The sequence below is a fragment of the Oceanobacillus sp. FSL W7-1281 genome (assembly GCF_037969835.1).
Classification (GTDB): domain Bacteria; phylum Bacillota; class Bacilli; order Bacillales; family Amphibacillaceae; genus Oceanobacillus; species Oceanobacillus oncorhynchi.
This window is the reverse complement of the sequence record NZ_CP150214.1, coordinates 4695185-4722018: the sequence shown is the minus strand read 5'-3', so window position 1 is coordinate 4722018 and position 26834 is coordinate 4695185. Positions and strand designations below refer to the sequence as shown.

The 26834-nt window shown below is 39.4% G+C and carries 23 protein-coding genes; 16 read left to right on the top strand and 7 right to left on the bottom strand.

Going from position 1 to position 26834, the window contains the following annotated elements; genetic code table 11:
* Positions 1 to 63 precede the first annotated feature (63 nt).
* Entirely contained in the window at positions 64 to 1779 is a 1716-nt protein-coding gene (locus MKX55_RS22715; protein ID WP_339181121.1) for an ABC transporter ATP-binding protein, read from the top strand.
* A 132-nt stretch (positions 1780 to 1911) separates the two neighbouring features.
* Positions 1912 to 2235 (top strand): DUF3889 domain-containing protein, encoded by a 324-nt coding sequence (locus MKX55_RS22710; protein WP_339181119.1) that lies wholly within the window; start codon positions 1912 to 1914, stop codon positions 2233 to 2235.
* 22 nt (positions 2236 to 2257) lie between these two features.
* Here the strand turns inward: MKX55_RS22710 and MKX55_RS22705 are convergent, their stop codons facing one another.
* The gene (locus MKX55_RS22705; protein WP_339235208.1) at positions 2258 to 2800 is read right to left on the bottom strand and encodes a GNAT family protein; all 543 of its coding nucleotides are present in this window, start codon (positions 2798 to 2800) and stop codon (positions 2258 to 2260) included.
* A 167-nt stretch (positions 2801 to 2967) separates the two neighbouring features.
* Here MKX55_RS22705 and MKX55_RS22700 point away from each other — a divergent pair, with 167 nt between their 5' ends.
* From MKX55_RS22700 to MKX55_RS22685, 4 genes are all read left to right on the top strand, one after another.
* A complete protein-coding gene (locus MKX55_RS22700) occupies positions 2968 to 4137 on the top strand; it encodes a TraB/GumN family protein (RefSeq protein WP_339181114.1) in 1170 nt (389 codons plus the stop codon).
* Positions 4138 to 4273: 136 nt separating this feature from the next.
* Positions 4274 to 5494, top strand: a complete 1221-nt coding sequence (locus MKX55_RS22695; RefSeq protein ID WP_339235206.1) for a CNNM domain-containing protein — start codon at positions 4274 to 4276, stop codon at positions 5492 to 5494.
* 173 nt (positions 5495 to 5667) lie between these two features.
* On the top strand, positions 5668 to 6588 hold the full coding sequence (gene hprK, locus MKX55_RS22690; protein WP_042528756.1) for an HPr(Ser) kinase/phosphatase: 921 nt from the start codon (positions 5668 to 5670) through the stop codon (positions 6586 to 6588).
* Positions 6589 to 6757: 169 nt separating this feature from the next.
* Positions 6758 to 7705, top strand: a complete 948-nt coding sequence (locus MKX55_RS22685) for an alpha-L-glutamate ligase (protein ID WP_339235203.1) — start codon at positions 6758 to 6760, stop codon at positions 7703 to 7705.
* A gap of 100 nt (positions 7706 to 7805) precedes the next feature.
* On the opposite strand, the gene MKX55_RS22680 is transcribed toward MKX55_RS22685, so the two are convergent.
* Entirely contained in the window at positions 7806 to 9527 is a 1722-nt protein-coding gene (locus tag MKX55_RS22680; protein ID WP_339235201.1) for a pyruvate oxidase, read from the bottom strand.
* Positions 9528 to 9788: 261 nt separating this feature from the next.
* Here MKX55_RS22680 and MKX55_RS22675 point away from each other — a divergent pair, with 261 nt between their 5' ends.
* Together MKX55_RS22675 and rlmH are read left to right on the top strand one after the other, a co-directional pair.
* On the top strand, positions 9789 to 10589 hold the full coding sequence (locus tag MKX55_RS22675) for a Cof-type HAD-IIB family hydrolase (RefSeq protein WP_339235199.1): 801 nt from the start codon (positions 9789 to 9791) through the stop codon (positions 10587 to 10589).
* A 174-nt stretch (positions 10590 to 10763) separates the two neighbouring features.
* Entirely contained in the window at positions 10764 to 11243 is a 480-nt protein-coding gene (gene rlmH / locus MKX55_RS22670) for a 23S rRNA (pseudouridine(1915)-N(3))-methyltransferase RlmH (protein ID WP_212929192.1), read from the top strand.
* Positions 11244 to 11598: 355 nt separating this feature from the next.
* Here rlmH and MKX55_RS22665 read toward each other — a convergent pair whose 3' ends face one another.
* Positions 11599 to 12507 (bottom strand): LysR family transcriptional regulator, encoded by a 909-nt coding sequence (locus tag MKX55_RS22665; RefSeq protein ID WP_339238608.1) that lies wholly within the window; start codon positions 12505 to 12507, stop codon positions 11599 to 11601.
* A 142-nt stretch (positions 12508 to 12649) separates the two neighbouring features.
* Here MKX55_RS22665 and MKX55_RS22660 point away from each other — a divergent pair, with 142 nt between their 5' ends.
* Positions 12650 to 13672 (top strand): alpha/beta fold hydrolase, encoded by a 1023-nt coding sequence (locus MKX55_RS22660; protein WP_212929193.1) that lies wholly within the window; start codon positions 12650 to 12652, stop codon positions 13670 to 13672.
* Between the two features lie 149 nt (positions 13673 to 13821).
* Here MKX55_RS22660 and MKX55_RS22655 read toward each other — a convergent pair whose 3' ends face one another.
* Both MKX55_RS22655 and MKX55_RS22650 read right to left on the bottom strand, forming a co-directional pair.
* On the bottom strand, positions 13822 to 14670 hold the full coding sequence (locus MKX55_RS22655) for a plasmid pRiA4b ORF-3 family protein (RefSeq protein ID WP_339235198.1): 849 nt from the start codon (positions 14668 to 14670) through the stop codon (positions 13822 to 13824).
* Between the two features lie 238 nt (positions 14671 to 14908).
* A complete protein-coding gene (locus MKX55_RS22650) occupies positions 14909 to 16099 on the bottom strand; it encodes a coenzyme F420-0:L-glutamate ligase (protein ID WP_339235197.1) in 1191 nt (396 codons plus the stop codon).
* 169 nt (positions 16100 to 16268) lie between these two features.
* Between MKX55_RS22650 and MKX55_RS22645 the strand changes: the two genes are divergently transcribed.
* Positions 16269 to 17162 carry a LysR family transcriptional regulator gene (locus MKX55_RS22645; RefSeq protein ID WP_339235195.1) on the top strand — a complete coding sequence of 298 codons (894 nt, stop codon included), beginning with the start codon at positions 16269 to 16271 and terminating at the stop codon, positions 17160 to 17162.
* Between the two features lie 117 nt (positions 17163 to 17279).
* Positions 17280 to 17807 (top strand): STM3941 family protein, encoded by a 528-nt coding sequence (locus MKX55_RS22640; protein ID WP_339235192.1) that lies wholly within the window; start codon positions 17280 to 17282, stop codon positions 17805 to 17807.
* A 126-nt stretch (positions 17808 to 17933) separates the two neighbouring features.
* Here MKX55_RS22640 and MKX55_RS22635 read toward each other — a convergent pair whose 3' ends face one another.
* Complete coding sequence (locus tag MKX55_RS22635; RefSeq protein WP_339235190.1) at positions 17934 to 19166, bottom strand: dicarboxylate/amino acid:cation symporter; 1233 nt, start codon at positions 19164 to 19166, stop codon at positions 17934 to 17936.
* On the bottom strand, positions 19144 to 20013 hold the full coding sequence (locus MKX55_RS22630) for a prephenate dehydratase domain-containing protein (RefSeq protein WP_339235187.1): 870 nt from the start codon (positions 20011 to 20013) through the stop codon (positions 19144 to 19146). The genes MKX55_RS22635 and MKX55_RS22630 overlap by 23 nt, the downstream gene beginning before the upstream one ends.
* 882 nt (positions 20014 to 20895) lie before the next feature.
* Here MKX55_RS22630 and MKX55_RS22625 point away from each other — a divergent pair.
* The 5 genes from MKX55_RS22625 to MKX55_RS22605 all read left to right on the top strand — a co-directional run bounded on the left by MKX55_RS22625 (position 20896) and on the right by MKX55_RS22605 (position 26737).
* Positions 20896 to 21702 (top strand): methyltransferase domain-containing protein, encoded by an 807-nt coding sequence (locus MKX55_RS22625; RefSeq protein ID WP_339235184.1) that lies wholly within the window; start codon positions 20896 to 20898, stop codon positions 21700 to 21702.
* Between the two features lie 326 nt (positions 21703 to 22028).
* Positions 22029 to 23048, top strand: a complete 1020-nt coding sequence (locus MKX55_RS22620; RefSeq protein ID WP_339235181.1) for a LacI family DNA-binding transcriptional regulator — start codon at positions 22029 to 22031, stop codon at positions 23046 to 23048.
* 319 nt (positions 23049 to 23367) lie between these two features.
* A complete protein-coding gene (locus MKX55_RS22615; RefSeq protein WP_339235178.1) occupies positions 23368 to 24603 on the top strand; it encodes an MFS transporter in 1236 nt (411 codons plus the stop codon).
* A 12-nt stretch (positions 24604 to 24615) separates the two neighbouring features.
* A complete protein-coding gene (locus MKX55_RS22610; protein ID WP_339235175.1) occupies positions 24616 to 25803 on the top strand; it encodes an MFS transporter in 1188 nt (395 codons plus the stop codon).
* Positions 25804 to 25831: 28 nt separating this feature from the next.
* Positions 25832 to 26737 (top strand): quinate/shikimate dehydrogenase, encoded by a 906-nt coding sequence (locus MKX55_RS22605; RefSeq protein ID WP_339235172.1) that lies wholly within the window; start codon positions 25832 to 25834, stop codon positions 26735 to 26737.
* Positions 26738 to 26834: the final 97 nt, after the last annotated feature.

Sequence of the window (26834 nt, the reverse complement as noted above, 5' to 3'; positions counted from 1 at the left end):
GATTAACTATATAATTCATTCATATGCGCTTTAGCTTTTTAAAAAAAGAAGAGGAGGATATGTATGCTGCGTCAATTTTTTTCATACTATAAACCGCATAAGCGGTTATTTATTATAGATTTTTCAGCTGCAGTGATTGTGGCGCTGATGGAATTAGCCTTTCCGGTAGCGGTTCAGTGGTTTATCGATCAATTATTACCTGGCCAAGACTGGAATGCCATTGTTGTTATATCGATTTTACTGTTGATTGTGTATATTATCAGTACGTATTTGCAATATGTTGTTTCCTATTTAGGGCATAAATTGGGAATCAATATCGAAACAGACATGCGCCGTGATTTATTTTATCAGGTTCAGAGACAATCCTTTCATTTCTTTGATAATACGAAAACAGGCCATATCATGAGCCGTATTACCAATGATTTATTTGATCTGGGAGAGCTTGCCCACCACGGTCCAGAGGATTTCTTTATTTCGATCATGACCTTTTTAGGTGCTTTCTTTATTATGTTCACCATTAATCCAGTTTTAGCACTGATTGTTCTTATTACCGTACCTATCCTGATATTCCTTATTACATTTGGAAATATTCGTATGAATAAGGCGTGGAGAAAAATGTATGCAAATATTGCAGGAGTCAATGCAAGAATAGAGGATGCTGTTTCGGGTGTGCGTGTCGTACAATCCTTTACAAATGAAGAATTCGAGAAGCAGCGTTTTCAGGAGAATAATGAAAAGTTTCGCCTTGTAAAGGTTGGAGCATATAAAGTAATGGGTATCGTCCATTCGAATATTTTTCTGCTGATGCGTTTAATGACACTGCTTGTACTTGTTGTAGGGGCCTGGTTTACTTATACAGATCGCCTCAGCTATGGGGAATTAGTCAGCTTTATCTTATTCGTGAATGTATTAACGACACCAATCAATAAAATCACAGCACTTTTAGAGCTATATCCCAAAGGAATGGCCGGCTTTAAACGTTTCTCAGATATGATGGCAATCAATCCGGATGTCGAGGACAAACCAGATGCCGCAGCAGTCAGTGAATTAAAAGGAGATATCCGTTTTGATCATGTCGGTTTCAGCTATGATAAAACGAAAAAATCGGTGCTGAACGATATCAGCTTTGATATTCATCGTGGAGAGACGGTTGCTTTTGTCGGACCGTCTGGAGCAGGAAAAACAACGATTTCTGCATTGATTCCAAGATTTTATGATGTGACAGATGGAGCGATCACGATTGATGGAATGGATATTCGTGACATGACGAAGGAATCTCTTCGCAGTAAAATCGGTGTTGTACAGCAGGATGTATTCCTGTTTACAGGAACCCTGCGGGAAAATATTGCGTATGGAAACCTGGAAGCAACTGATGAAGAAATCGAGCTTGCTGCAAAACGTGCACATATGGAGGATTTTATTAAGGAGCTTCCAGATGGCTACGAGACACAGGTTGGAGAAAGAGGCTTAAAGCTGTCAGGAGGACAAAAGCAGCGGATTGCAATAGCGCGGATGTTCTTAAAAAATCCGCCAATCCTTATTCTGGATGAAGCAACCTCGGCGCTGGATACAGAGACAGAAATGATTATTCAGAAAGCACTGAACGAGCTGGCGGCCAACCGCACGACGATTGTTATCGCCCATCGTCTTGCTACGATTAAAGAAGCAGACCGTATTATGGTGGTAACGAAAAATGGAATTGAAGAGGAAGGAACGCACGAAGAACTCCTGCAGAAAAAAGGTATCTTTGCTCATCTGCACGGTGTTCAAATGAAATAGCAGAACAGGCTGTGCCAAGCGCAGCCTGTTTTTTAGCGAACTGTTCTCATTTCCCGGGAAATAAATACATCTGTCTTCTGATTAGCATAAAAACAAAAAAATAACACAAGCTAAGGCTAATTAGGAGGTGGCATGATGAATCGAATATATCGCGCCCTTATCTTCGCCGGCATTATTATCATTCCATTATTAATTGGAACATGGGTGAATGCAGAGGAACCGGAATATGCCGAATGGGGTCAGATTGCCATGAAAGAAGTGAAAGCCAAGTACCCTCAAGAAAAAATTGTAGATTATTTACATGTAGGCAGACAAACAGAAGCTGAGAATACAGTCGAAACCTTTAAGCTATGGTTAGTGGGAAAAGAAAAGGAATTTGGCGTTATTATTGATATTTATTTTAAAACCGATACAAAAGAAATTGTCGAAATAAAAATGAGGGAAACAAAGAACTAGCACAATGAGCTGTGATTCTTCGTTAATACGTCCATTCTCGTGCTAACAGTCCGTATACAACTAAATCTTCATAATGATCATATAGCCATTCTCCCTGCCTGATAATACCTTCTTTTTGAAAACGGAGCCGTTCTGGAATGGCTCTGCTTTTTTTATTATGGGTTGCAGCACGGATTTCAACCCGGTTTAACCGCAATGTGTAAAAGGCATAATCAATCATCACTTGAACTGCTGTGGTCATGACGCCCTTCCCTTGATAAGCCGGATCTAACCAGTAGCCAATCGATGTGCTGCCATTTTTCCAGTCAATAAAATTATAATTGACACAGCCAATCAGCCTATCCCGATCAAAGATCCCGATATTCAGCGACTGTCTGTGTCGGGCTCCTTGCAGGCATAAATCAATAAAAGCTAAACAATCGGCCGGTTTTTGTGTCGTTTCAATCCAGGGAAGCCATTCACGCAGATCTTCTCTGGAGCTTTCTACCGTCCTGAACAGCGCATTTGCATCATTCATCTGCAGCTGACGCAAGGTCAGACGGTCATCTATTTTATAGTGAAACATAGGTTAACCCCCATATTCATACTTCCTTTATTATCATCTTCCTATATCATACGTTATTTGTGCGTAGATGTTTAATTAATTGGTGAAAATGTATTACAATAGGATATACAAGTTTAAAAAAAGGAATTCCGTGTTGAATAATATAATGGAAGGAAGAAGGATGGTACATGAGTGAGGAGAACATCACAAGACTCCATTTGAATGGAAAAGAATATATACTAATCGGAACAGCCCATGTTTCTAAAAATAGTGCCGAACAGGTCAAGGAAGTCATTGAAAGGGAACAGCCTGATGCAGTGTGTATCGAGCTGGATGCACAGCGTTTTCAATCGGTGAAGGATAATAATAAATGGAAAAACACTGATATTTTTCAAGTTATCCGTGATAAAAAAGCAGTCATGCTATTAATGAACCTGGCAGTTTCTTCCTTTCAAAAGCGGATGGCTAAGCAGTTTGGCATTCGTCCGGGAGAAGAGATGATACAAGGAATTGAATCTGCGGAAGAAACAGGAGCCGAGCTTGTTTTAGCGGATCGGGATATTCAAATTACCTTTGCCCGAATTTGGGGGAATATGGGTTTAAAAGGGAAATCAATGCTGCTCATGCAAGTATTTGGAAGTATCTTCAGCAGAGAGGAAATTTCCGAAGAAGAATTAGAAAAAATGAAGCAGCAGGATACGATTAATGCAATGCTTCAAGAGTTTACCGCCTATTTTCCAGACTTGAAGAAACCATTGATTGATGAACGGGATCAATATTTATCCCAAAAGATTAAAGATGCTCCTGGTGATAAAGTTGTTGCCATACTTGGGGCAGCACATGTGCCCGGCATAACCAAAGAAATTGAAAAAGAGCAGGATTTGGAACAACTAAACACACGTCCTCCTAAATCAAAATGGCCGAAAGTCATTGGATGGGCGATACCTATTTTCATTATTGGCATCATTGCCTACACATTTATGACAAATCCAGCAGCCGGCTGGCAGCAAACGATAAGCTGGGTGCTCTGGAACGGTTCTCTCTCAGCTATTGGCGCCCTTGTTGCCTTCGCACACCCATTAGCTGCCCTGACTGCGTTTATCGCAGCGCCATTCACTTCGCTGAATCCATTACTTGCGGCCGGCTGGTTTGCAGGGTTTGCTCAGGCTTATATTAAGCGCCCAAATGTGGGCGATTTTGATTCACTTGCAGATGATGTGCATTCTGTAAAAGGTTTTTGGAATAATAAAGTAACACGTATCTTGCTTGTGATTGTGTTTGCTAATATCGGAAGCTCTTTAGGAACGCTTATTGGCGGAGCAGATGTTATCCGTGTATTTATCCAGAACTTATTGTAAATAAATGTTTTAAAAATATTTTAACGTGTATATTGTTTGGAGAAGATAGTTTTCAAATGAAGGAGAGCTATCTTTTCTGCTCTATATAGTAATGGAGCATATCAAACGAAAATGTCATTTTAGGAGGAATTTACCCGTGATCATTGCGATCATTTTTTTACTATTTGTTTCTTTTTTCTTCTCAGGAAGCGAAACAGCCTTGACAGCAACCAATAAGGTAAAGCTGCAAGCGAAGGCCAATGATGGAGATAAAAAATCAGAAAAACTGCTTCAGCTTGTTTCTGCGCCGAGTGAATTTATAACAGCTATCTTAATCGGAAATAATGTGGCAAATATCTTGCTGCCTACGCTGGTTACCATGATGGCAATAGACTATGGTTTAAATGTAGGTATTGCATCAGCTATACTGACAGTCACGATTATTGTCTTTTCTGAAGTGATACCAAAATCCGTTGCAGCCAGCTTTCCGGACCGTATTGCTGCTTTGGTATTCCCGATTATTCGTGCTGTTATATTTCTCCTTAAGCCAATCACCTTTTTATTAAATGGATTGACAGGAATGATTACCAGAGCACTTTCAAAAGGAGAAATTCAGGCAGAGTCTGTTTCCAAAGAAGAACTGCGGGCAATTGTAGATATTGCTGATTCAGAAGGAGCTTTTCAAAAGGAAGAGTCCTCACGAATCCGCGGTGTATTTGATTTTTATCATTTGAATGTAAAAGATGTTCTAAAAACACCGCGTGTTGAAATTGTCGGGTTAGAGCATGAAGCAAGTTACCAAGAGGTGAAAGAATTGGCGCTATCCAGTCCATTTACAAGGTATCCTATTTATGGAGAAGACGTGGATGATATTATCGGCATTTTTCACTCTAAGTATTTAATAGCATGGAGCGATGAAAAAGAAAAAACACTTGCAGATTATAGCGATATGGAACCGCTGCGTGTGTATGAATTTAATAATATCGAATGGGTATTCCATAAAATGCTGGAGGAAAAGAAGCATATGGCTATCGTATTGGATGAATATGGCGGCACAGAAGGAATCGTCACCCAAGAAGATATTATCGAAGTAATGATTGGACAAGAGATAGAAGATGAAACGGATATAGAAGAGGATGCGCTGATAGAAAAGCAGACAGAAACCGAAATTATCTGTGATGGAAAAATCACGCTGCATCAGCTGAATAATACCTTTGATACGGACATTCCAGAGGAAGATGATGTACTCGCAGCATATATTTTGAGAAACTTTACTACCTTCCCTGTAGAGGGAGATACCTTGGAAAAGGAAAATTTAACATTCCACATCTTAGAAATAGACGGCCGATATATTAAAAGGGTTCAAATTATTAAATAGAAATAATGAAAAGGCGCTATGTTTTGCACATTTCTCCAGTTCCTTTTTCAAATAGTTACAGGTTAATGTGACAAATTAGTGAAATAGCGATTTCTCATACATGATTCTGTCTCTTTGCGGCATAATTCGTTATAATGTAGGGAAAAGGACAGGACGGAGAGGAGCGTGGTGCTTTGAAATCTATCAGTGTGAAGCAATTAGTGCAGGAATTTAAATTGGAAGTACTGGCTGGGGGCGATGAATTAGATCGGACGATCAAAAAAGCCCGGACGCATCGGCCCGGCTTAGAATTCATTGGTTACTTTGACTTTTTCCCAATGGAACGTGTGCAGATTTTAGGAAAAAAAGAAATTAACTTTTTGAAGCAGCAGAATATCGAAGAACGTAAGGAACGGATAGACCATGTGGTAAGTTATCATCCTCCATGCTTTATTGTTACATCTAATCAAGAGGGACTTACGTACTTAACAAAATTCTGTCAGGAAGAAAATATCCCGCTTCTGCGTACAGCGGATACGGCTGTTGATTTTATCGCCAAGGTGGATAATTATTTAACCCGCAAGCTTGCAACAGAAATTGCAGTTCATGGGGTCTGCCTGAATGTCTCCGGAATTGGCGTTTTAATTCGCGGAGAGTCTGGCGTAGGGAAAAGTGAGCTGGCACATACCTTGATTGGACGCGGACATCGGCTTGTTTCGGATGACATTGTTATTTTGAAAAAGGTGAGCCATAAGACGATTCTTGGTACACATAACGATATCAATCGTGAATTCCTTGCTCTCCGCAGTGTCGGACTTTTAAATGTTGTCCGGATGTATGGCAGAAAGGCGTTCCAGGATGAATCACGTATTTCCTTGGATATTGAGCTGACAAAGTGGGAGAAGGATGCACTCAATAATGATCTGGAGCCGAAAACCGATTATGAAGAGTATATGGGTGTCCAGGTTCCAAGAATCGAGATTCAGCTCCAGCCAGGGCGGGATGTAGCTGGATTAGTAGAAGCGGCTGCGAATAATTGGTACCTGCAGCAGCAGGGCTATAAGGCTTCTACGGAATTTATGGAACGTGTTCAGTGGGAAGAAGGAGACGATTGATGGTTTCCTTTTACATAAAGGGAGAGGAGAATGTTGGATTCTTCCCTCCTTTTTTTGTTAAAATCAGCGGTGTTTAGAATTTTTTTATAAAGAATGGTAGAAGTCATGCGGCGACTAAAAATAGTGTATGGATATGAAATAAAATTATTTTAACGAAGGAGTGTTATCATTGTCGAAAATATATATTTTACATGAAAACGATGATTGGACAGTACACTTAACCGATCGTCTGGAAGAATTGAATTTGCCTTATGAAACCTGGTATTTAGATAAGGGGATGGTTGATTTAACAGCAGAACCGCCTGAAGGGGTATTTTATAATCGGATGAGTGCTTCCTCACACACACGAGATCACCGCTTTGCACCCGAATTAGCTGGAGGCATTCTATCCTGGTTAGAGATGCATAATCGAACGGTCTTTAATGGTTCACAGGCGCTTCAGCTGGAAATTAGCAAAATTAATCAATATACCGCACTTGAAAAAAACGGAATAAAAACACCAAAGACAATTGGAGCCGTTGGTCGCGACCAGATAATAGAAGCTGCCAAAAAAATGGGTGAATCTTCTTTCATTACAAAGCATAACAGGGCAGGCAAAGGGCTGGGAGTACAGCTTTTCCATTCCATCGATGCTCTTAAAGCGTATGTAAATAGCCCGGAATTTGAAGAACCTGTTGATGGTATCACATTGATCCAGCAATATATTCAATCACCTGAACCTTTTATTACACGAGCAGAATTTGTCGGTGGAAAATTGATTTATTTAGTGAAGGTAGATACTTCAGAAGGCTTTGAGTTGTGCCCTGCAGATGCATGCCGGATTGGCGATGCATTTTGTCCAGTAGGAGAGGAAGAAGAGACTCCGCCGATGTTTGAGATTATGGAAGAAGGAATGGACACGGAGCAAATTGCACGTTATGAGAATTTCTTGAAAAATAGCGGGATTGATGTTGCTGGTATTGAATTTATTCGTGATATTGATGGTGAGATTTACACGTATGATGTAAATACGAATACAAACTACAATTCGGAAGCGGAAGAAAAAGCTGATAAATATGGGATGTTGGAATTAGCTCGATTTTTAGGGGATGCTTTAGAAAAAGAACGTTTATCATAGGATAATAGATTGATAAAATGAAGAATTCATCAAGAGTTTAAGGGAAATCCATAAAAAAGAAGGAGTGCTTCGAAAAGAAACACTCCTTCTAAACGTCTGCTTACATCCGCTTTAACCCCTTGCGAATCGGCGGAAGCTCCAGCTTTCCTTTTTCAAATAATTTTTTAATGGTCTGCTTGGTGTAGCTGGTCACCTGATCATAAGAAAGCTTGCCTGGAATTGGCGGCTCATCCTCAATACAGACATCGATAATCGCGGGCTGATTAAACGACGCTGCAGCCTGCAGAGAAGGTCCAAGGTCTTCAAACTTTTCTACACGATACCCTTTACCGCCGCAGTTATCCGCAAATTGAGCAAAGTTAAAGCTTTCTAAGCCAGTTTTATAATCCAGGTGCCCGCCAGCCTCCTGTTCATATTTAATCATGCCGATGCGTTCATTATTAAAGATAACAACAATCATTGGCAGGTTATATTTCACAGCAGTTAAAAAATCCTGCATGTTCATGGAAAAACCGCCATCGCCGGCAAGGCTGATTACCTGCCGCTCAGGGAAAGCTATTTTACTTGCAATCGCTCCAGGAAGACTGCATCCCATCGTGCCAAGCCAGCTGGAAATCAGGAAATTCTGCGTTGTTTTCATCCGGAAATGCCGCGTCGCCCATACAGTCACATTGCCGACATCGACAGACAGGATAGCATCATCCGCTGCGATTTTCTGCACTTCATGAATGACCTGCTGCGGCTTAATTGGTGTAGAGGTTTGCTCTTCATCGTTCTTCATTTCCTCCCACCAGCTGGTCATTTTCTCCTGATATTTTTCTAAGAAATCACGTTTCTTCGAGCGAGGCAGCTGTTCATTGAACCACGTGAGCACCTTTTTCGCATCCCCGGCAACGCCAATATCCACGGGATACCTTTTGCCGATTTGTAAAGGATTCCTATCGATTTGGATGCAGGTAACATCCTCTGGCAGAAACTCGGTATAAGGGTAAGAGGTTCCAAGCAGAATCAGCAGGTCTGTATCCTCCATTGCTTCATAGGCCGGCTTGGTGCCGATCATGCCAAGATTGCCGAGGAAATTTGGATGTTCATCCGCCATCACTCCTTTAGCAGGTAAGGAAATAACGACAGGAGCAGCAATGGTATCCGAAAATACCGCCAGCTCTTCCTTCGCTTTCTTTACACCAGTTCCCGCTAAAATAAGTGGTTTCTTCGCTTTTTCTATTGCAGCTGCAGCCTCCTGCATCGCAGTTACATCTGGAGTAAGTGCTGGTGACTCATACATCACTGCATTTTTTTGCACCTTATTTTTAATTTTTTCAGTTGGAATATCATCCGGCAAGGTTAACACAGCAACCCCTTTTTCCGCATAAGCTGTTCGAATAGCCTGATTGACCATGGATGGGAGCTGTTCCTCTGAGCTAACCTCTTTATTATAAACAGCAACATCATCAAAAATGCGTTCCATGTTGATCTCTTGAAAGCTGTCTGTCCCAATCTGATCTGTTGGAACCTGCCCGGCAAGAACAAGAACAGGAGCGCTGTCCTCCTTCGCATCATACAATCCATTTAGTAAATGTATCGCGCCTGGCCCTGCAATGGATAAACAAACGCCGAGCTTTCCAGTTAATTTTGCGTAAGAAGCGGCAGCTAATGCGCCGGCCTCTTCATGACGAACTTGCACAAATTTTATTTTATCCTCTGCTTTTCGCAGTTCTTCCATTAAATTGTTGATGGAGTCCCCAGGCATTCCATAAATATGGTTTACACCCCAGTCCTCCAGTAAATCCACAAGTACTTTTCCTGCACGATCATCAAACATGCGGCATGTCTCCTTTTCGTGAGTAGTTTTAGCATTCCTATTTTATCTCTATCCATCAGACAGCTGATAAACAGCTTCATGTTCTTCTTTTTATGCCTACTTTGTCTATTCCACAATACGGGAAACATGAAACCAGGAGGCATAGGAAAAAATGGAAATGAAAATAATTCGGAAAAAGGCATAAAGCCTAGCTTTTCATCTCATTATCTTTTAGAATAGGGATACATTAACTCCAGCAGGATATGTGAGGGGGATAAAAAAATGACGAAAAGACCCGTTGTATTTTTTGATTTAGACGGAACATTATTGACAAGTAATAATAAAGTAGCAAAAAGCAGTATTGAGGCAATTGAGAAACTAATTGAAAATGATGGAATACCTGTGCTTGCAACAGGCAGGCCCCCATTTGAAACAAAGAAATTACGAGCAGAAACAGGAATCGGATCTGCTGTGTTGATGAATGGACAATTTATTGTACATGAAGGAGAAGTCGTTTACCGGAATCGAATCAACCCGGTCCAATTAAAAAAATTGGGAGACTATGCAACACAAAGAGGGGTCACTCTTTCATTCCACACTGCCGAGCAAATTTTTACAACGAACAATCAATGTGAGCTGTTAAAGAAGGACTGCCTGGAATGTGACAGAGAGATTCCGGAAGTGGATGATGATATTTATATGAACAAGCCGGTCTATCAGGTAGAAATATACCTGGAAGATGGGGAAGAAGAATATCAGGAAAAATTCCCAGAGCTTCACTTTGTCCGCAACTCTCCCTATAACTGTGATGTCTTCCCAAAAGACGTCTCCAAAGCAACAGGTATTAAGAAATTCTTAGAAGTCACCGGACTTTCTAAAGAGAATACATATGCTTTCGGCGATGGATTAAACGACCTGGAGATGTTTGGGTTTGTGAAAACATCGGTGGCGATGGAGAACTCTGTGGAGGAGATTAAGGAAGTGGCGACGTATATTACGAAGTCAGCGGATGATGATGGAATTGCTGATGGGTTGAAGATGTGCGGGTTGATTGATCAGGAAGAGAGCGAAGAAGCTCAATAAGGATGTTTGGAAAAAAACCGAGGTTTCTGTATGGCATATGCAGAGAATCTCGGTTTTTGTATATAGATATTAGAATATTTTTAAAGTAAGAGTAACTCCAGGTAGAGAAACATGGTAAAATAAAGGAAGAATATGTACAGAATCGAAAAAATGAAATAATAAAGGAAGATTTTAATGAACATAACCCTTGTTACCGTCGGAAAATTAAAGGAAAAATACTTAAAGCAGGGTATTGATGAATATAAAAAACGCTTAGGTGCGTATGCCAAAGTGAATATTGTCGAAGTAGCGGATGAAAAAGCGCCGGAGACGATGAGTGAAGCGGAAATGGAAGAAGTGAAGCGTAAAGAAGGAGAGCGTATTCTTGCACAGGTTCATCCAGATGCGTTTGTGATTACGCTGGAGATTGATGGGAAGATGCTGAGTTCAGAGCAGCTTGCGAAAAAGCTGGATGAGCTGGCGACTTATGGGAAGAGCAAGATTGTGTTTGTGATTGGCGGTTCACTTGGGATTAGTGAGGATGTGCGGAAGCGGAGTGATTTAGGGCTTTCGTTTTCTAAGATGACGTTCCCTCATCAGTTGATGCGGCTGGTGTTGTTGGAGCAGGTTTATCGGAGTTTTCGGATTATGAGGGGGGAACCATACCATAAGTAACGGTAAACTAATACCCTCAAATATAGATAAAGAGAGTAAGTTTTATCTATTTTATGCATATATACATTGTTCCGCAATAAAATTACTTCAATAAATATCCATTGCTTAGATATTGATGTAGGCAATAAATATTTGTCATATTAGAAGTTTAATGAATAATAATACTGTTGCCGGTTTTCATGTACTCAGAACTGAAAATGGAAATTTGAAATTAAATACAAATAAAATGTATCACTGGCATATTCATAAAAGATTAAGAGATACGCCGATTGCGCAGAGGGATATAGTATTAGTTAAAGAGGTCGTATCATAGCATTTTGCTGGAATTTAGGACAATATGTCAAAATGGTTTAAACTACTTTGACATATTGTCTTCCGTAAAAGCTAGAACCTCCCTTGCTGTTTCAATGAAAGATAATATAATTGGTGAAAGCCACTTATCTTTATGCCATGCCATATGTGTATATACATCCAAGTTTGGAAACGGGCAAGGAAGAGCAACAAGTTCGCCACGTTCAACTTCGACTTCAGTTACTATTTTAGGAAGAAAGGCAATACCGATTCCTGAAATTGCACATTGTTTAATGGCTTCTGCACTTTGGAACTCTAAAGATGAAATACTGTCAATGTCTCCTTTTTTAAATGTTTGGTCAAACATTGTTCGATAGGGGCAGCCTTTTTCATTAATAAGGAACACCTCTCCGTAAAAATCTTCAAGCTGTATTGCAGTTTGTTTAGCCAGTGGATGATCTGGAGCAACGAACAAGCGAAAATTTTCTTCTGTCAATGCTTCCACTGCAAGTCCCGTTGATTGAATGGGTTCGTCAAGTATAAAGGCGACATCTGAGGTACCCTCAAAGAGCGTTTGTTTAAGTTGTTGATTTGAAACAGAGCGAAAGATAAGGCGAACTCCCGGGTACCGAAAACGGAAAAGTTTAAAGACCTCTGGAAGTCGATAGGCACAAACAACCTCGTTGGCACTAATCGTTAGAGTACCACTAAGAATTTCATTGTCATGAACGGAGCTGCGTGCTTCGTCTAATTTGTTTAGAATGTCTTGGACATGAGTTAAAAAACGCTTACCCGCAGTTGTGAGAACGAGCTGCTTTCCCAAGCGGTCAAAAAGACGAACATTAAGCTCTTCCTCCAATGCTTTTATTTGCATCGTGACGTTTGAAGGGACATAGTTTAGTGCTTCAGCAGCTCGACTGAAATTTAAAGTTGTTGCAACCGTATGGAATGTATTCAGTTGGCGTAATTCCATCATAATTCTCCCTCTAGCTTTCAATATTTTTGAATGCTGATATTAATTTTGTTCACTTTTATTGAATGTAACACAGCTTTATACTTAATAACAAGAAATACATTTTTAATGTTGTGTTTCATTTAGAAAGGAGTGACAATTCATGGAGGATTTTGAGATTTATAATTTAGGTGATGTAACATTGCAGTCTGGAGTGACATTACCAAATGCTTTTCTTGCTTACAAGACTTATGGAACATTAAATGAAAGGAAAGATAACGTTATCGTTTATCCAACGGCTTTTGGTGACCAGCATGTTAATAATGAATGGTTAATTGGAAACGGGATGGCACTGGATCCTGAGAAATATTTTATTATTGTTCCAAATCTATTAGGGAACGGGTTATCTTCGTCTCCAAGTAATACGCCAGCACCGTTCGATAAGGCTAATTTTCCACAGGTAACAATCTATGACAATATTCAATTACAGTATCGACTAGTGACCGAAAAATTTGGCATTCAGAAGATTGCTCTTGTAGTTGGGTGGTCAATGGGAGGTCTTCAGTCATTTCAATGGGGGGCAATTTATCCTGGTATGGTAGAACGAATTGCCTCATTCTGTGGAAATGCAAAGACTTGGCCGCAAACGTATGTGGTCCTCGATGGACTTAAGGCTGCGCTTATGGCCTCAATTGGTTCAAATTCTACTAAGTTAAATCAATTGACCTCTGAAGACATGCGTGCAGTAGGACGTGTCTATGCAGGATGGGGATTATCACAGACTTTCTATAAAGAAGAACTTTTCCGGGAAATGGGATTTGACTCCTTGGAAGATTTTGCAGTAGGAGTTTGGGAAAATAGTTTTATGAGTATGGATCCACACAATGTACTAGCCATGTTATGGACAGGACAACATGCAGATATTAGTGCTAACTCCATGTATAACGGAGAGTTTGATGAAGCACTAAAAAGCATAGAAGCGATTACTTATATCATGCCGGGAAGTACAGATCTTTTCTGCACTGCAGATAATAATGAATATGAGGCTAATCTAGTATCTAATTCTGAATATCATCCTATTGAATCAGTATGGGGCCATTTTGCTGGTCGTGGAATTAACAGTACTGATAATACATTTATTGATGACAATTTAAAGCGGTTATTGGGACTTCGAAAAAACAGATAAATTGTTTTTGTTATACCATCATTAAGAGACGGTTACCCTAGTAATCGTCTCTTTCATTTCCCGCTTCTTATCAAAATGCGTATTCAAATAAGGGGCTGAGGAGAGCCGAGATTGGCTAGGTCCCCCTCATCCCAGGACTTTCAAAACAATTAAATGAAACTTTGTGAATGATAATAGTTGCCAAACACTTGGGTCAGCCGCCTGTTAACTTGCTCGGAATTCAACTTTCTTTCTCTTTGGCTTTCTGCCCAAACCTTCATTTCGTCATATCTTGGATCATTTTCATTTGCCATGACTTCCATATATTCTTTATAGCCAAATAAGCCACCCACATCTTCAGGTGGTCTTTCCCCATTTCCGTCTAAGATGGCTGCTTTAAGTTCATTAGACCGTTTTGTCTTTTCAAATGTTATAACATGGTTCCATGAATCACCAAAGTCATATTCATACATAACTTTGGTGTATTTTGAAAAAATATCCTCTAATGAAACAAACCGTTCCTGTCGAATATCAAATTCCTCATAATCTAAAAATTCCAGTGTTTCTGGATGATCGTCCATTATTATTTTAATAGGCTTATTTTCTACCGTTTCCACCGTAAATTCATGTAAATGGTAGTTTTGCCAATCAAAGACTGTTTGAATTATATTATGAAGATGTCTAAATGAAAATGTGGATGGCACGGAAACCCTCCTCCAAACGTCATAACCATCTAAATTAATTTGTATTTTAAGCTGATAGAGTTCGATATCCAATGCATGAATCTCTTTATCATCACCTAATTCACAAAGCAAACCAAAACAATTTAGCATTTTTTCTATAGGATAGCCATATTCATCTGCATTTCCGAATTTTTGAATAGTTCTGCCTGCTAAGAGACTTATATATTTTTGAATTTTAGTATCCTTATCTAAAAACTCACCCATATATCCAACTTCTCTTACAGTATTATTCATCTGTGCTACCATTGCTCTGTTAGCAGTTTTAGAAAAATACATGTCACCTGCTGTAGCAATATAAGCCTCAATGAGATTTTGATGGATACCTTCGATACGTAAAGCCTCAGCAATTACTTCGATAATTAAATCTTTTAAATTAGAAAAATCCTTTTTAATCGGTCGATAAATGACGACTGGGTACCTCGTTTCATTATATCTACACCAGCCACTCCATAAAAAAGGACAAAGGAGCCCGCTCCTTTGTCCTATAATTTTTTATCAATTTTCCCATCAACACTTATTTCGTATAATTATCAAAATACCCCTGAATAAAAACAATCGGCGTCCCTTTATCCCCACTGCCTGAAGTTAAATCAGACAGCGACCCGATAAGGTCCGTCAGTCTCCGAGGAGTAGTTCCTTGCGCTTCCATTGCTCCAACCAAGTCATCCTGCTTCTCATTAATGTGTTTAGAGATAGCCTCTTTTAGCTCTTCTCCTTTTAAGTCAGCAAACTGGTTATCAGCCAGGTATTTTAATTTAATTTCATTTGGTGTTCCTTCTAATCCAGTTGTGTAAGCGGGGGAAACAACCGGATCTGCCAGTTCCCATATCTTTCCTACAGGATCTTTGAATGCGCCATCCCCATAAATCATGACCTCAACCGTTTTACCTGTCTTTTCTTTCAGGATTTCTTGAATGGTATCAACAACAGGCTGGCAATTGTGCGGGAATAACTTTACGCTATCCTCTGTTGCTTTATTAGAGCCCAGTAAGCCGTAAGCTTCGTTAAAGCCGCTTCCGTCAATGGATTCAGAAAGAATATTATCAAGGCTGTAAATTTTTTCGCCGCCATTTGCCTTTAAAATTCGCTTCGTTCTTTCCCGTGAATGAATATCACAGCAAAGTACGCTTTTTGTGTGTTCCAAAATTGTCTTTGGATCATTTGAAAAGATGACTTCGCACTCGATTCCATATTCTTCAACCAGGGATTTGTAATAATCGATATAATCTACGCCTGTGAAGGTATGTTTGTTGTAGCCAAAATGCTCCCGAAATTGCTTTTCAGTGAGAACGTCTGTCCAAGGGTTTATTCCTTTTTCATCCAGTGTATCTAAATCCACTAAATGGTTGCCTACTTCATCGGAAGGATAGCTTAGCATTAACACGATTTTCTTCGCGCCTTTTGCGATTCCGGTGAGACAAGTAGAAAATCGGTTACGGCTAAGGATTGGGAAAATCACACCGATGGTATCCTCTCCAAATTTAGTTTGAACATCGTTGGCAATATGGTCAATCGTAGCGTAGTTGCCTTGTGCACGTGCCACAACGGATTCCGTAACGGTGACAACATCTTTATTCTGAATGGTAAAGCCTTCAACCTCTGCTGCTTTTAATACACTATCTGCAACAATTTCTTCAATGTTATCTCCCGTATTGATGATGGGACAACGCAGTCCTCTGGCGATAGTTCCTACAACTCTTTCCACAATCATTCGCTCCTTCTTGGTAATGTTGCTATATTTTATAAAATATTCACTTGTTAAAAAGTATTTTACTAATACACTAACAATCTAAACAGTCTCCTCTTGTAATATACGGCTTTTCGTGATATAAGTAAAGTCAATATATCTAATATGGGGTATAAGGGTGGGTTATATGACAGGCAAATTGGATTTATATTATCTTTTTTATACGGTTGGTAAAAATAAAAGCTTTTCGAAAGCGGCTAAAGAGCTGTATATGTCCCAGCCGGCAATAAGCCAATCCATGGCACAATTAGAAAAGGAATTAGATACAAGGCTGTTTAATCGGCTGTCTAAAGGTGTAACGCTAACGGATGAAGGAAATTTATTGTTTGAATATGTCAGTTCAGCACTTCAATTTATACAAGCTGGGGAAGAAAAGCTTTTAGAATTTAAAAATTTAATCATTGGGGAGTTTAAAATAGGGGTCAGCGATACCATTTCACGATTTTTTCTGCTTCCCTATTTAGAGACATTTCATAATCGGTATCCAAATCTCAAATTCAAAATAGTCAATGGAACCACGTGGGAAATCATAGCTGCCTTGAAAGCAGGGGAAGTAAACATCGCTATCTGTAATCTCCCCGTTGACGACAAGTTCTTAGAAGTGAAGCCTTTATTGGAAATTCAGGATACCTTTGTATATGGTGAAAAATATCGTGAAGTATTATCTAAGCCAATAAAACCAGAAGAATTGATTAAATTTCCGCTTATTTTATTGGACAATTCCAATTCCCGGAGATATGTCGAAGAATTTTTTCTTACAAAAGGAATTAAAATTCAGCCTGAATTTGAGTTAGGCTCCCATGAACTGCTGTTAGAATTTGCAAAGATTAATCTTGGTATTGCTTGCGTTACCAAAGAATTCTCTGAAGAGTTTTTGAGAAAAGGCCTGCTTCATGAAGTGACCTTAACAGAGCCTATACCTAAAAGAAGTATAGGCATATGTTATTTAAAAAATGTTCCTTTAAATCGAGCTGCGGAAAGGTTTGTGGACATTATGGAAGAAAATAAGAGGAATTTCTAATAGCAATAAGTGTACCATTCGTTTAGTTCATATGAGAAAATGTATGTAGCACAAAAATAAGGTGATTTTTAATATTTGATAGCCTATGAAACAACCGTAACCGTAGGAGGTAAGTAAATGAGTGATCATTTTATTGTAATGGCAAAAAGGGGCAGGATGGTCATGCTGACTATTTTTTCGCTCGTGTTTGTTGCGCTGGGCATAATCATTTTATTAGTCCCGTTTAATGAACCAGTGTTACCCACAGTGATAGGGATTCTGGCCATTTTAGTATTTGGCTTTTGTTTCCTGTATTATGTTAAAGCACTTGCCAAAAGGGAACCAGCCGTCATGATTACAAATGAAGGAATCATCGATAATTCCAGTTACATTCGAGCGGGGCTCGTCAAATGGGAGGAAATTGAAGCAATTGATTTTTTAAACTTTTCAGGTCAGGTATTTCTTGGTATTTTTACATATGATCCTGAATTGATTATCAACCGGTCAAGCGGAATAAAGAGAGTATTTAATCGATTAAACAAAGGGCTGTTGCCATCTCAAGTGAACATTCCTTTTAAGAATTTGGATTGCTCTGCGGAGGAGCTGATGAATGCTATTGGCGAACGTTGGGATACAGCGTTGAAGGAAGAAAGCAAAAAAGAATGAGGCCAAAAAGCTGTCAGCAGAAATGATTGGAAAATACATGGAAAGAAGAGGAATGTTACATCAAAACTCGATGTGACATTCCTCTTCTTTATTTTAGGCTGATTAAGTCCCGGCTCTCTACATATGTTACGATTTCCGAGCTTTTAATTTTACATTCCGTTTCTCCTCCGATTTATCAATCAGGACTGCTGCGGCGGCATCGCCGGTAATGTTCATGGTCGTATAAGCCATATCCAGTAATCGATAGATAGCTGCGATAAGGCCCATCAATTCAATCGGCAGATTAAGAAGCGTCAGGAAGGATGCCCCGAGCACAATTCCACCGCCTGGGATACCGGGCGCCGCCATATTTAAAATTGTTGCAATCATGACGAGATAAATAATTTGGCCGACACCGAGCGGGATATCGTAAAAGTCAGATACAAAGACAGCAAGAAGGCTAAACGAGACTGCTCCGCCGGCCATATTAATGGTCGTCCCCAATGGTACAACAAAGTTCGTAATGGATTCGGAAACTTTAAAATCATTTCTGGTTACCCGCATGGTTGTCGGCATCGTTACAGCAGAGCTTGTAGTGGATAGCGATACCAGCCACACCTTATAAATGCCTTTAATAAAATCAATCGGATTGAATTTACTATATAACCAGACCGGAATCAACATCACCAGGATAAATACGACAATACATGCGAAATATGCTGTGAAAATATATAATCCAAGTGCAGAGAAAATGCCGGCACCATATTCAGCAATGGCGTAGGCCATCAGAAAAATAATTCCAATCGGTGTGAGCTCCATGATGAAATCAAGAATTTTAAAGATGACTTTGGACAGGCTGTTGATAAACGTTTTGACTGGATCCGCCTCTTTCCCAACGATAACAATGGCTACCGAGAAAATAACGGTGAATAAAATAGTCGCAAAAATATCACCCTCAGAAATCGCCTGAAATAGATTGCTTGGTACGATATTCATAAAGAAATCTGCGACACTTGGTTCGGTAATTTCCCCGTCATATCCGACGCCGGCATCCATATTAATTCGCTGACCAGGACGAATCAAGTAGGAAATGACTAAGCTGATGGCGGCGGTGGTGATAAACATGGCAACAAAGACAACAATACTTTTAAAGCCAATTCGGCCGAGATCACTGGAACTGCCAATATTAATAATCCCAGTGGAGACGGCTACAAAAATAATGGGAATAATCATCATCTGAATTAAATTTAAGTAAATATCGCCGATAAATTTTGCTTGAATCGAGAATTCGGGTAAAAGGATACCGAATAGGATTCCGAGCCCGAACCCAATCGCAATTCGGGTGAATAAGTGTTTTTTAGCGGTTAACAAGTTTTTCATGCTGTAAGGCTCCTTTGTATGCTGCGATTTTACCTTTACGGTAATTACCTAAAATATTTATATAGGTGCAGCTATCTTCTAACTCCTTTAATGCCATATGGAGTTCCTTATGACTGGCACCGTTATCGATATCGATAAAGAATCCATATGCGAACGGTTCCGATTGAACGGGACGGGGCATCAAGTAGAGTACATCAATCGCATGCTTTTTAAAAATGTGTAACATATCGCTTAGTAAGCTGGTGCTGTGATTGGCTTCGACATACATTGATGTTTTATCCTGTATTTGATTCACTAGCTCCTTTTTCTTTTTAAAAAATAAGAAACGCGTCGTATTGAATGGATTGTCATTAATATTTTCCTGCATCACGGTCATGCCGTACAATGCTGCAGCATGGCTGCCTGCGATGCTGGCGATGGTATGATCCGCTGCATGCTTCACCATTTCCACCGCACCAGCTGTATCCATATAGTCAATGACCTCGATATGCGGGTACTGGCTTAAATAGGTATCGCATTGTTTAAGTGCTTCCGGATGTGAATACACTTTTGTGATTTCCGAAAGCTCTATGGGATGCTTTGTAATGAGTGCATGATCAATTTTTACATAGATTTCATCCGTAGCGGTGACATCTACATACTTCAATAAATCAATCGTTCTAGTAATCGGACCGCTTGTTGCGTTTTCTACTGGCAGCGCAATATAGTCAACCTCCTCATAGAGCAATGCATCCACTAATAATGGAAAAGTAAGATACCCCTTCGTCTGATAATTATTTCCTTCACTAAACTTTTGGCATGCAATCGTACTGTAGCTTCCTTCCACGCCTTGATAACCAATTAACAATCTATTCACTCCTCTATTGATGATAAAAAAAGACCATTTATGCTTCTGCCGCTGGAATAGGAGAAACGTAAATGGTCTACAAAATATAAAAAACCAGCCACTTCGATTTCTCCTGTGACTGGTTAAACATGTTTACATGCTAATCAGCCATCTTAGATATAGGTCGTCTATATCCGTGATGGCATATAGACGCTATCTAAAATAGCTAAAAAAGAAACGATTTAATTGTTGGGATGGATGCTTTAACATAGGAATCACTCGAATCTTTTAATTGTTAAATAGATTCTAACGATTTGTTGGTGTGTTGTCAATACGAACAGTCAGGAATTTTGGCTGAAGGATAGGGAGTCATTGCATAGGCGTTCTGCAAAGAGCAAAAAACCAATGATATTTCTCTGCAGCTAGGGTTATAATCTAATTATAGTGACTTAATCTAAAGCGTGCATGAGAATGTAAGTAAATTGTATATCGAAAACAAGGAATGGATATGCTGCTCCTCGATCTGATGCTGCCGGGAATGGCAGGGGAGCAGATCCTTACAAAGGAAGGTCATGCCGTTGAACGAAGCAAGGCTTGTTTGCTCTTGTTATAAAAACTTGATAAACTATTAATGGCATGATTGCCAGTTTTTATTCAGAGGAGAGCCTTTCCATGATTATTCAATTCATTCGTTATAGATAATAAAAGGTATAGACTGCATGCAAACCCAGTTCATTTTTTTAAAAATAAAACGAGGGTTTATTTGTCTATGCCTTTTTCATTTATCTATAAAAACGAATGAATGAGGTGTCTGCTTTGTCTAAAATGACGAAAAAAGTAAAAAGCGCAACATATGTAAGCAAATTTGAATCCATTTTCAAATGTCCTATTTGTTAAGCATCGATGAAAGTATTTGAATTAAAAAGTTTCATTTGCTCCAACAACCATACGTTTGATTTCACGAAACAAGGATATATTAACTTAACGACACACCCAATGAAAACGAAGTACAGCAAAGAGCTTTTTGAGGCACGAAGGAAGCTTATTGCAGAGGATAAATTCTTTGAGCCGCTTATTCAAGCAATTGCCGAAATGATAGGAAGGCAAGCTGATAAAGATAAAGAACCATTATTCATACTTGATACAGGATGCGGTGAAGGTTCCCATCTAGCTAATGTATGCGATAAAGTGAGTTCGGCCTTTGGGAAAACCGTAACAGCAGTAGGGATTGATATTTCTAAAGAAGGTGTATTAGCAGCTTCGAAGAACTACACTAATCAGATTTGGACGGTAGCAGATCTTGCCAATATGCCGTTTAAGGATAAACAGTTTGATGTGCTTCTTAATATCTTATCACCCTCCAATTATGCAGAATTTAATAGACTATTGAGAGCGGATGGGTTAGTGATTAAAGTTGTTCCACGAAGCGGCTATCTAAAAGAAATAAGAGAGGTTTTATTTGATAAACCGGTAAAGCAGGATTATTCCAATACAGAGACGGTTGACCGTTTTAACGAAAACTTTCGCATCATGGATAGTTTCAGGGTGTATTATACTAGGAAACTTAACAATCCATCTATTCAATCGTTGATGCAAATGTCTCCTTTAACGTGGTCAGCCAAGGAGGAACGAATAAAATTATTTGCAGAAAAAGAAATAGCTGAAATAACCGTTGATTTAGAAATATTAATTGGCAGGAAAACAAATTAAATCACATAATATATTGGCTGCGTCAGCTAAATAGACGAGAGATGTTTGGTCTCTCGTCTAATTTTTATATTTTAGTCTGAGCATTTCTAATCTCCGTACAAGAATGGAAAACCTGAGCCGGGTAACAGATCCGATATACATCGCAAAAATAGGTTATTTTAAATGACGAAACGTCATTTGAATAAAAAAATGTTATATTAGATATATAAACTTTCCAGAAAAAATAATAAATCGAACCATATGTGTTTAAACTCGTGTATGAAAGAGGACCTTTTGAAAGTAAAGGTCGCGTTTATTGGTTGATTAGATGGAAGAGGTGATGAACGTTGAAAAAACCTAAAAAGAATGTGCGTGTTACATTACAAGAGGTTGCAGATCATGCTGGCGTATCGACGACGACCGCGTCTTTAGTCGTTAGAAATAATCCAAGAATATCAGAAGCTACCCGAAATAAAGTATTAGCATCTATGGAAGAATTGGGGTACGTTTATGACAGAGTAGCTGCCAATATGCGATCTCAGAATTCCAATATCATTGGGGTCATCGTTACGGATATCGCAAATAAATTTATTTCAGAATTTTTGATAGGTGTACAAAATACGCTGGAGGGCTTCGGTTATACGGTATTGCTTGGTACAACCTTTGATTCCGTTGAAAAACAACAAAAATTAATATCGACGATGGTAGAGCACAGAGTAGATGGGCTGATTCTTAACCCTGCCTCGAGAAGTGTTGGTAAAACAGCAAAACAGTTAAATAATTTGAAAATACCTTTGGTGCTTGCTAATCGGGAATTAACCGATGTGCATGCAGATTATGTAGGGATTGATTATCCAGAAGGAACGTATAAAGCAATAAGTCATTTAATCAGCAAAGGACATGAAAAAATAGCCTTTTTAGGCGGGGTGAAAAATTCTTCCACATGGACAGAAAGAATGGAAGGCTACCGGATGGCGCATGAAAATGCTAATCTGACGCTTGATGAATCACTTGTCATTGACAGTGAACCAACCGATAAAGGTGGCGAAGAAGCAGCTTTAAAGATGCTGGATTTACCGGAGATCCCTACTGCTATTTTTTGTTTTAGTGATTTAATCGCTTTTGGCGTGATGAAGGTGTTAACTCAAAAAGGGATCGTGATTGGACGTGACATCGATATTGTAGGATTTGATAATATTCCCGAAGCAGAAATATATCATCCGCCATTAACGACAGTTTCTTCCTATCCTAAATCTATTGGCAATCAAGCGGCAAAACTTCTACATAGTAAAGTAAAACGTGAGAGTGAAGAAATGCATCGCGTGATACTTAAGCCACAGCTCGTTATCAGAGAAACATCTAAATAATCGATAAATAAAGAGAGGACTTTCCTGTTCGTATAGGAAGGTTCTCTCTATTTTTGAGAAGGAAAATAGAGAGTATTTGAGAAGAAGCAAGTGAAAGATGTCACAATGTTGACACAAAAAAACTGCAGGAGTATAGTGGATTTCGTTGTTTAAGTATATCGTTATACCAAAAACACCTAAATATATTATTATATTAGGTTTATTTTATTTTAATTTTTAGTATATCGATATACTAACGAGTTTATAAATTATCGTACCAACTATATAGGAGGGTGAGAGGAACTTTCTATAAGAAAGCACATTGCAAAGGAGAAACGTCATGAAACATCCATACTTAAATATGGGAGTAGGGATTTATCTAAGTTATTTGCTTTTGGGAATGGTCAATATCGTATTGGCATCAAATATGAGCTTTTTATCAGAACGTTTGGATGTTTTCCGGACAGACATCAGCTTACTGATCTCTGTTGTCGGGATTGGTCACTTGCTTAGTATCAATATTGCAGGTAAGCTGTCGGATCGCTACGGAAGAAAACCATTACTCATATCGGCTGCCATACTTTATGCTGTATTCCTTATAGGGGTGCCGACAACCACTCATTTCACATTGGCTATGTTTTTCGCTTTGTTTGCAGGTATAAGTAACTCATTACTAGACGCTGCTTCCTATCCAGCGCTTAATGAAGGGTTTAAAGAGGCAGCGGGCACAGCAACGGTTTTGATCAAAGCATTTATGTCCATAGGAGCTGCACTTCTTCCTGTATTCATCGCATTTTTGATATCCCAAGACATGTTTTTCGGATATGCATTCTTCCTGCCGGCGATCGTATTTATTGGCCTGGGATTTTACTTCATCCCCGTCCGGTTTCCGGCTGTTAATGGGGAGAAGCGTAAGGAAGAGATGGCCAAGGAGAACGTCGAAAAGCAAGCTTCCAATCCGCATAGCTGGAAGGAAGGCACAGCTATCGTATTGATTGGATTTTTTTCCGTTTCCATGACCATTGTCATTCAGACCTGGCTGCCTACGTTTGGCCAAGAAATGATTCAGCTGAATGAAAATAATGCAGTAAGATTGCTCAGCTTTTACAGTGTTGGCGGGCTTATTTCTGTTTTACTGCTTGCCTGGTTATTGAAAAGAATCATCAAGCCGATCACAGCAATGATGTTCGCACCGAGTGTTGCTGCCATCTTTGTTTTTGCGCTGCTGTTTGCTCATGACTCCTCACTCGTACCGTTCATTGCGTTCTTTCTGGGGTTATCTACCTCCGGGATTTACCAGTTGGCAATGACGGTGATGATTCAAATGTTTCCAAATAACAAAGGAGTCAGTGTTTCCTATGTTAGTGCTGCTGCGAGTGTTGCCTTCATGGTTATCCCTTATATCACGGGATTGCTGACAAAGCATATCGGGATATCCTCGGTATTCTATCTAGAATTAGTCATAACCATTGTGAGTACAGCTTTAGCAGTCTATCTATCCAGAAAGATCAAGCTGTTCTCGAAAAGTTACCAAAGAGATATAAATAATAAATTTAAATATCTGCAAAAATTTTAGAGGTGAGAAAAAATGAAAAATCCATACATTAAAACGTCGTTTGGAATGTACTTGAATTACTTCATGTTAGGAATGATCAATATTATCATCGCTTCCAACATGGGTAACTTATCAGCAAACTATGATCAACCAGTCGAACGCATCAGTTTGCTGGTATCTGCCATTGGTATTGGGAAGCTGGTTGCCTTATTCTTTGCCGGCCGGCTCTCCGATAAGTTAGGGCGAAAGCCGATTATTATTACCGGGAGCTTTTTATACCTGCTGTTCTTAATCGGCATACCATTGCTGTCAAGCTACCCGGTGGCTTTCGCCTTAGCAATAACCGCAGGGATTGCGAATTCCTTATTAGACTCAGGAACTTATCCGGCTCTAATCGAATCATTTCCAAAGCAATCAAGTTCAGCAACGGTCCTGGTTAAAGCAATGGTATCCATTGGCGCAACCCTATTACCAGTTATCCTGGCGTTTCTAGCATCTCATGATCTTTCATGGGGCTGGTCATTCTACTTATTAGCAGTCTTATTCTTAATAAGTGGTATGTATTTAATCTTTATGCCATTCCCGGCAGTCCATACGAATGACAAAAATGAGAAAACAAGCGAAGCCCAAGATAATTGTTTTAAAGAGAAACCAAAGTTTTGGGGAGAAGGACTGGCAATCATCCTTATCGGGTTTACGTCTACGGCCTTGTTTGTCGTTTGGCAGACATGGCTTCCGGAGCTGGGTACAGGTTTCATGGACTTAAGTGAAAACGTCGCTGTACAGCTTTTAAGTTATTTCAGTATAGGTGCATTGGTATCTGTTCTCCTGTTAGCTGTCGTATTGGACAAATTTATTAAGCCGATAACGATCATGATCATCTACCCGGCAGTTGCTTTTGTATCCATGCTAATGCTTTTCTTTGTTCATTCTTATCCGGTTGTTATCATATCTACATTTATCCTTGGACTATCAACTTCTGGTATTTTCCAATTGGCAATCAGTGTGATGACAGACTTCTTTGTAGAGAACAAAGGAACAACCACATCTTACGTAAATATAGCAGGAAGCGTCGCTTTCATACTCGTCCCAATCATCACAAGCTCTTTGGTTGGAGGAATTGGTATTTCCATGACATTAGTATTTGACATGGTCATCGCGGTATTAAGTATTTTACTTGCTGTATTTGTACTTTATCGAGGCAGGAAAGTACTCAATTAATAAAATAAAATTTAAAGGAGATAGAAACATGATGAATAATGATAAAAACCTTGCAAAAATTAACGGTAAAACAAAACTTGTAGGATTGCTGGCTACCCCAATCGGGCACAGCATTTCGCCTGAAATGCATAATTTGGGATACACCATTGGCGGTTTGAATTATGCATACTTAGGCTTTGAAGTAGGGACAGAAAACCTTAAAACAGCGGTAGAAGGCATGAAAGCAATCGAAGCAGCAGGATTCAATGTATCCATGCCAAATAAAATGGAGGTCATCCAGTATCTAGATGAAGTGGATGACAGTGCGAAATATGCACATGCCAGCAATACCGTCGTAAACAGAGACGGCAAGCTGATCGGGTATAATACAGATGGGTTAGGATATGTGAAAAACCTGGAAGAACATGGTGTGAAATTGGAAGGCCAAAAAATCACCCTGGTCGGTTCCGGCGGTGTTGCAACACCAATAGCTATTCAATTAGTACAATCCGGTATTAAAGAAATTAGTATCTTTGCCAGAGACGACAAGTTCTTCCCGCAAGCAGAAGAAAATGTATCCTATATCAACAACGAGATGGCTCATTTCGGAGTCAAAGCAAACATTTTTCCTTTAGAGGATAAAGAAACTTTCCGTAAAGAAATAGCTGAAAGTGCTGTTCTGGCAAATGCTACAAGCTTAGGGATGAAACCGCTGGATGAAATGAGTATTCTGGATGATCTTACAGATGTACTGCGCGAGGATTTAGTTGTAACAGATGTGGTATATAACCCGCAAAAAACAAAATTGTTAGCACAAGCTGAAGAGGCTGGAGCTACAGCAATTAATGGCCTTGGAATGGTTTTATGGCAAGGCGCCTTGGCTTATAAACTGTTTACTGGGAAAGATATGGCGATTGAGGAAGTTAAAAAAGAATTGTTTGATGAAATTTTATAGTTGTATGAGAGTTACTGGAAATAAAGAAAAAGCTGTCGATCGAGGGTATCGGCAGCTTTTTGTTTGTTTTGGTGTTTTGATTTGAACTTGTATTCGA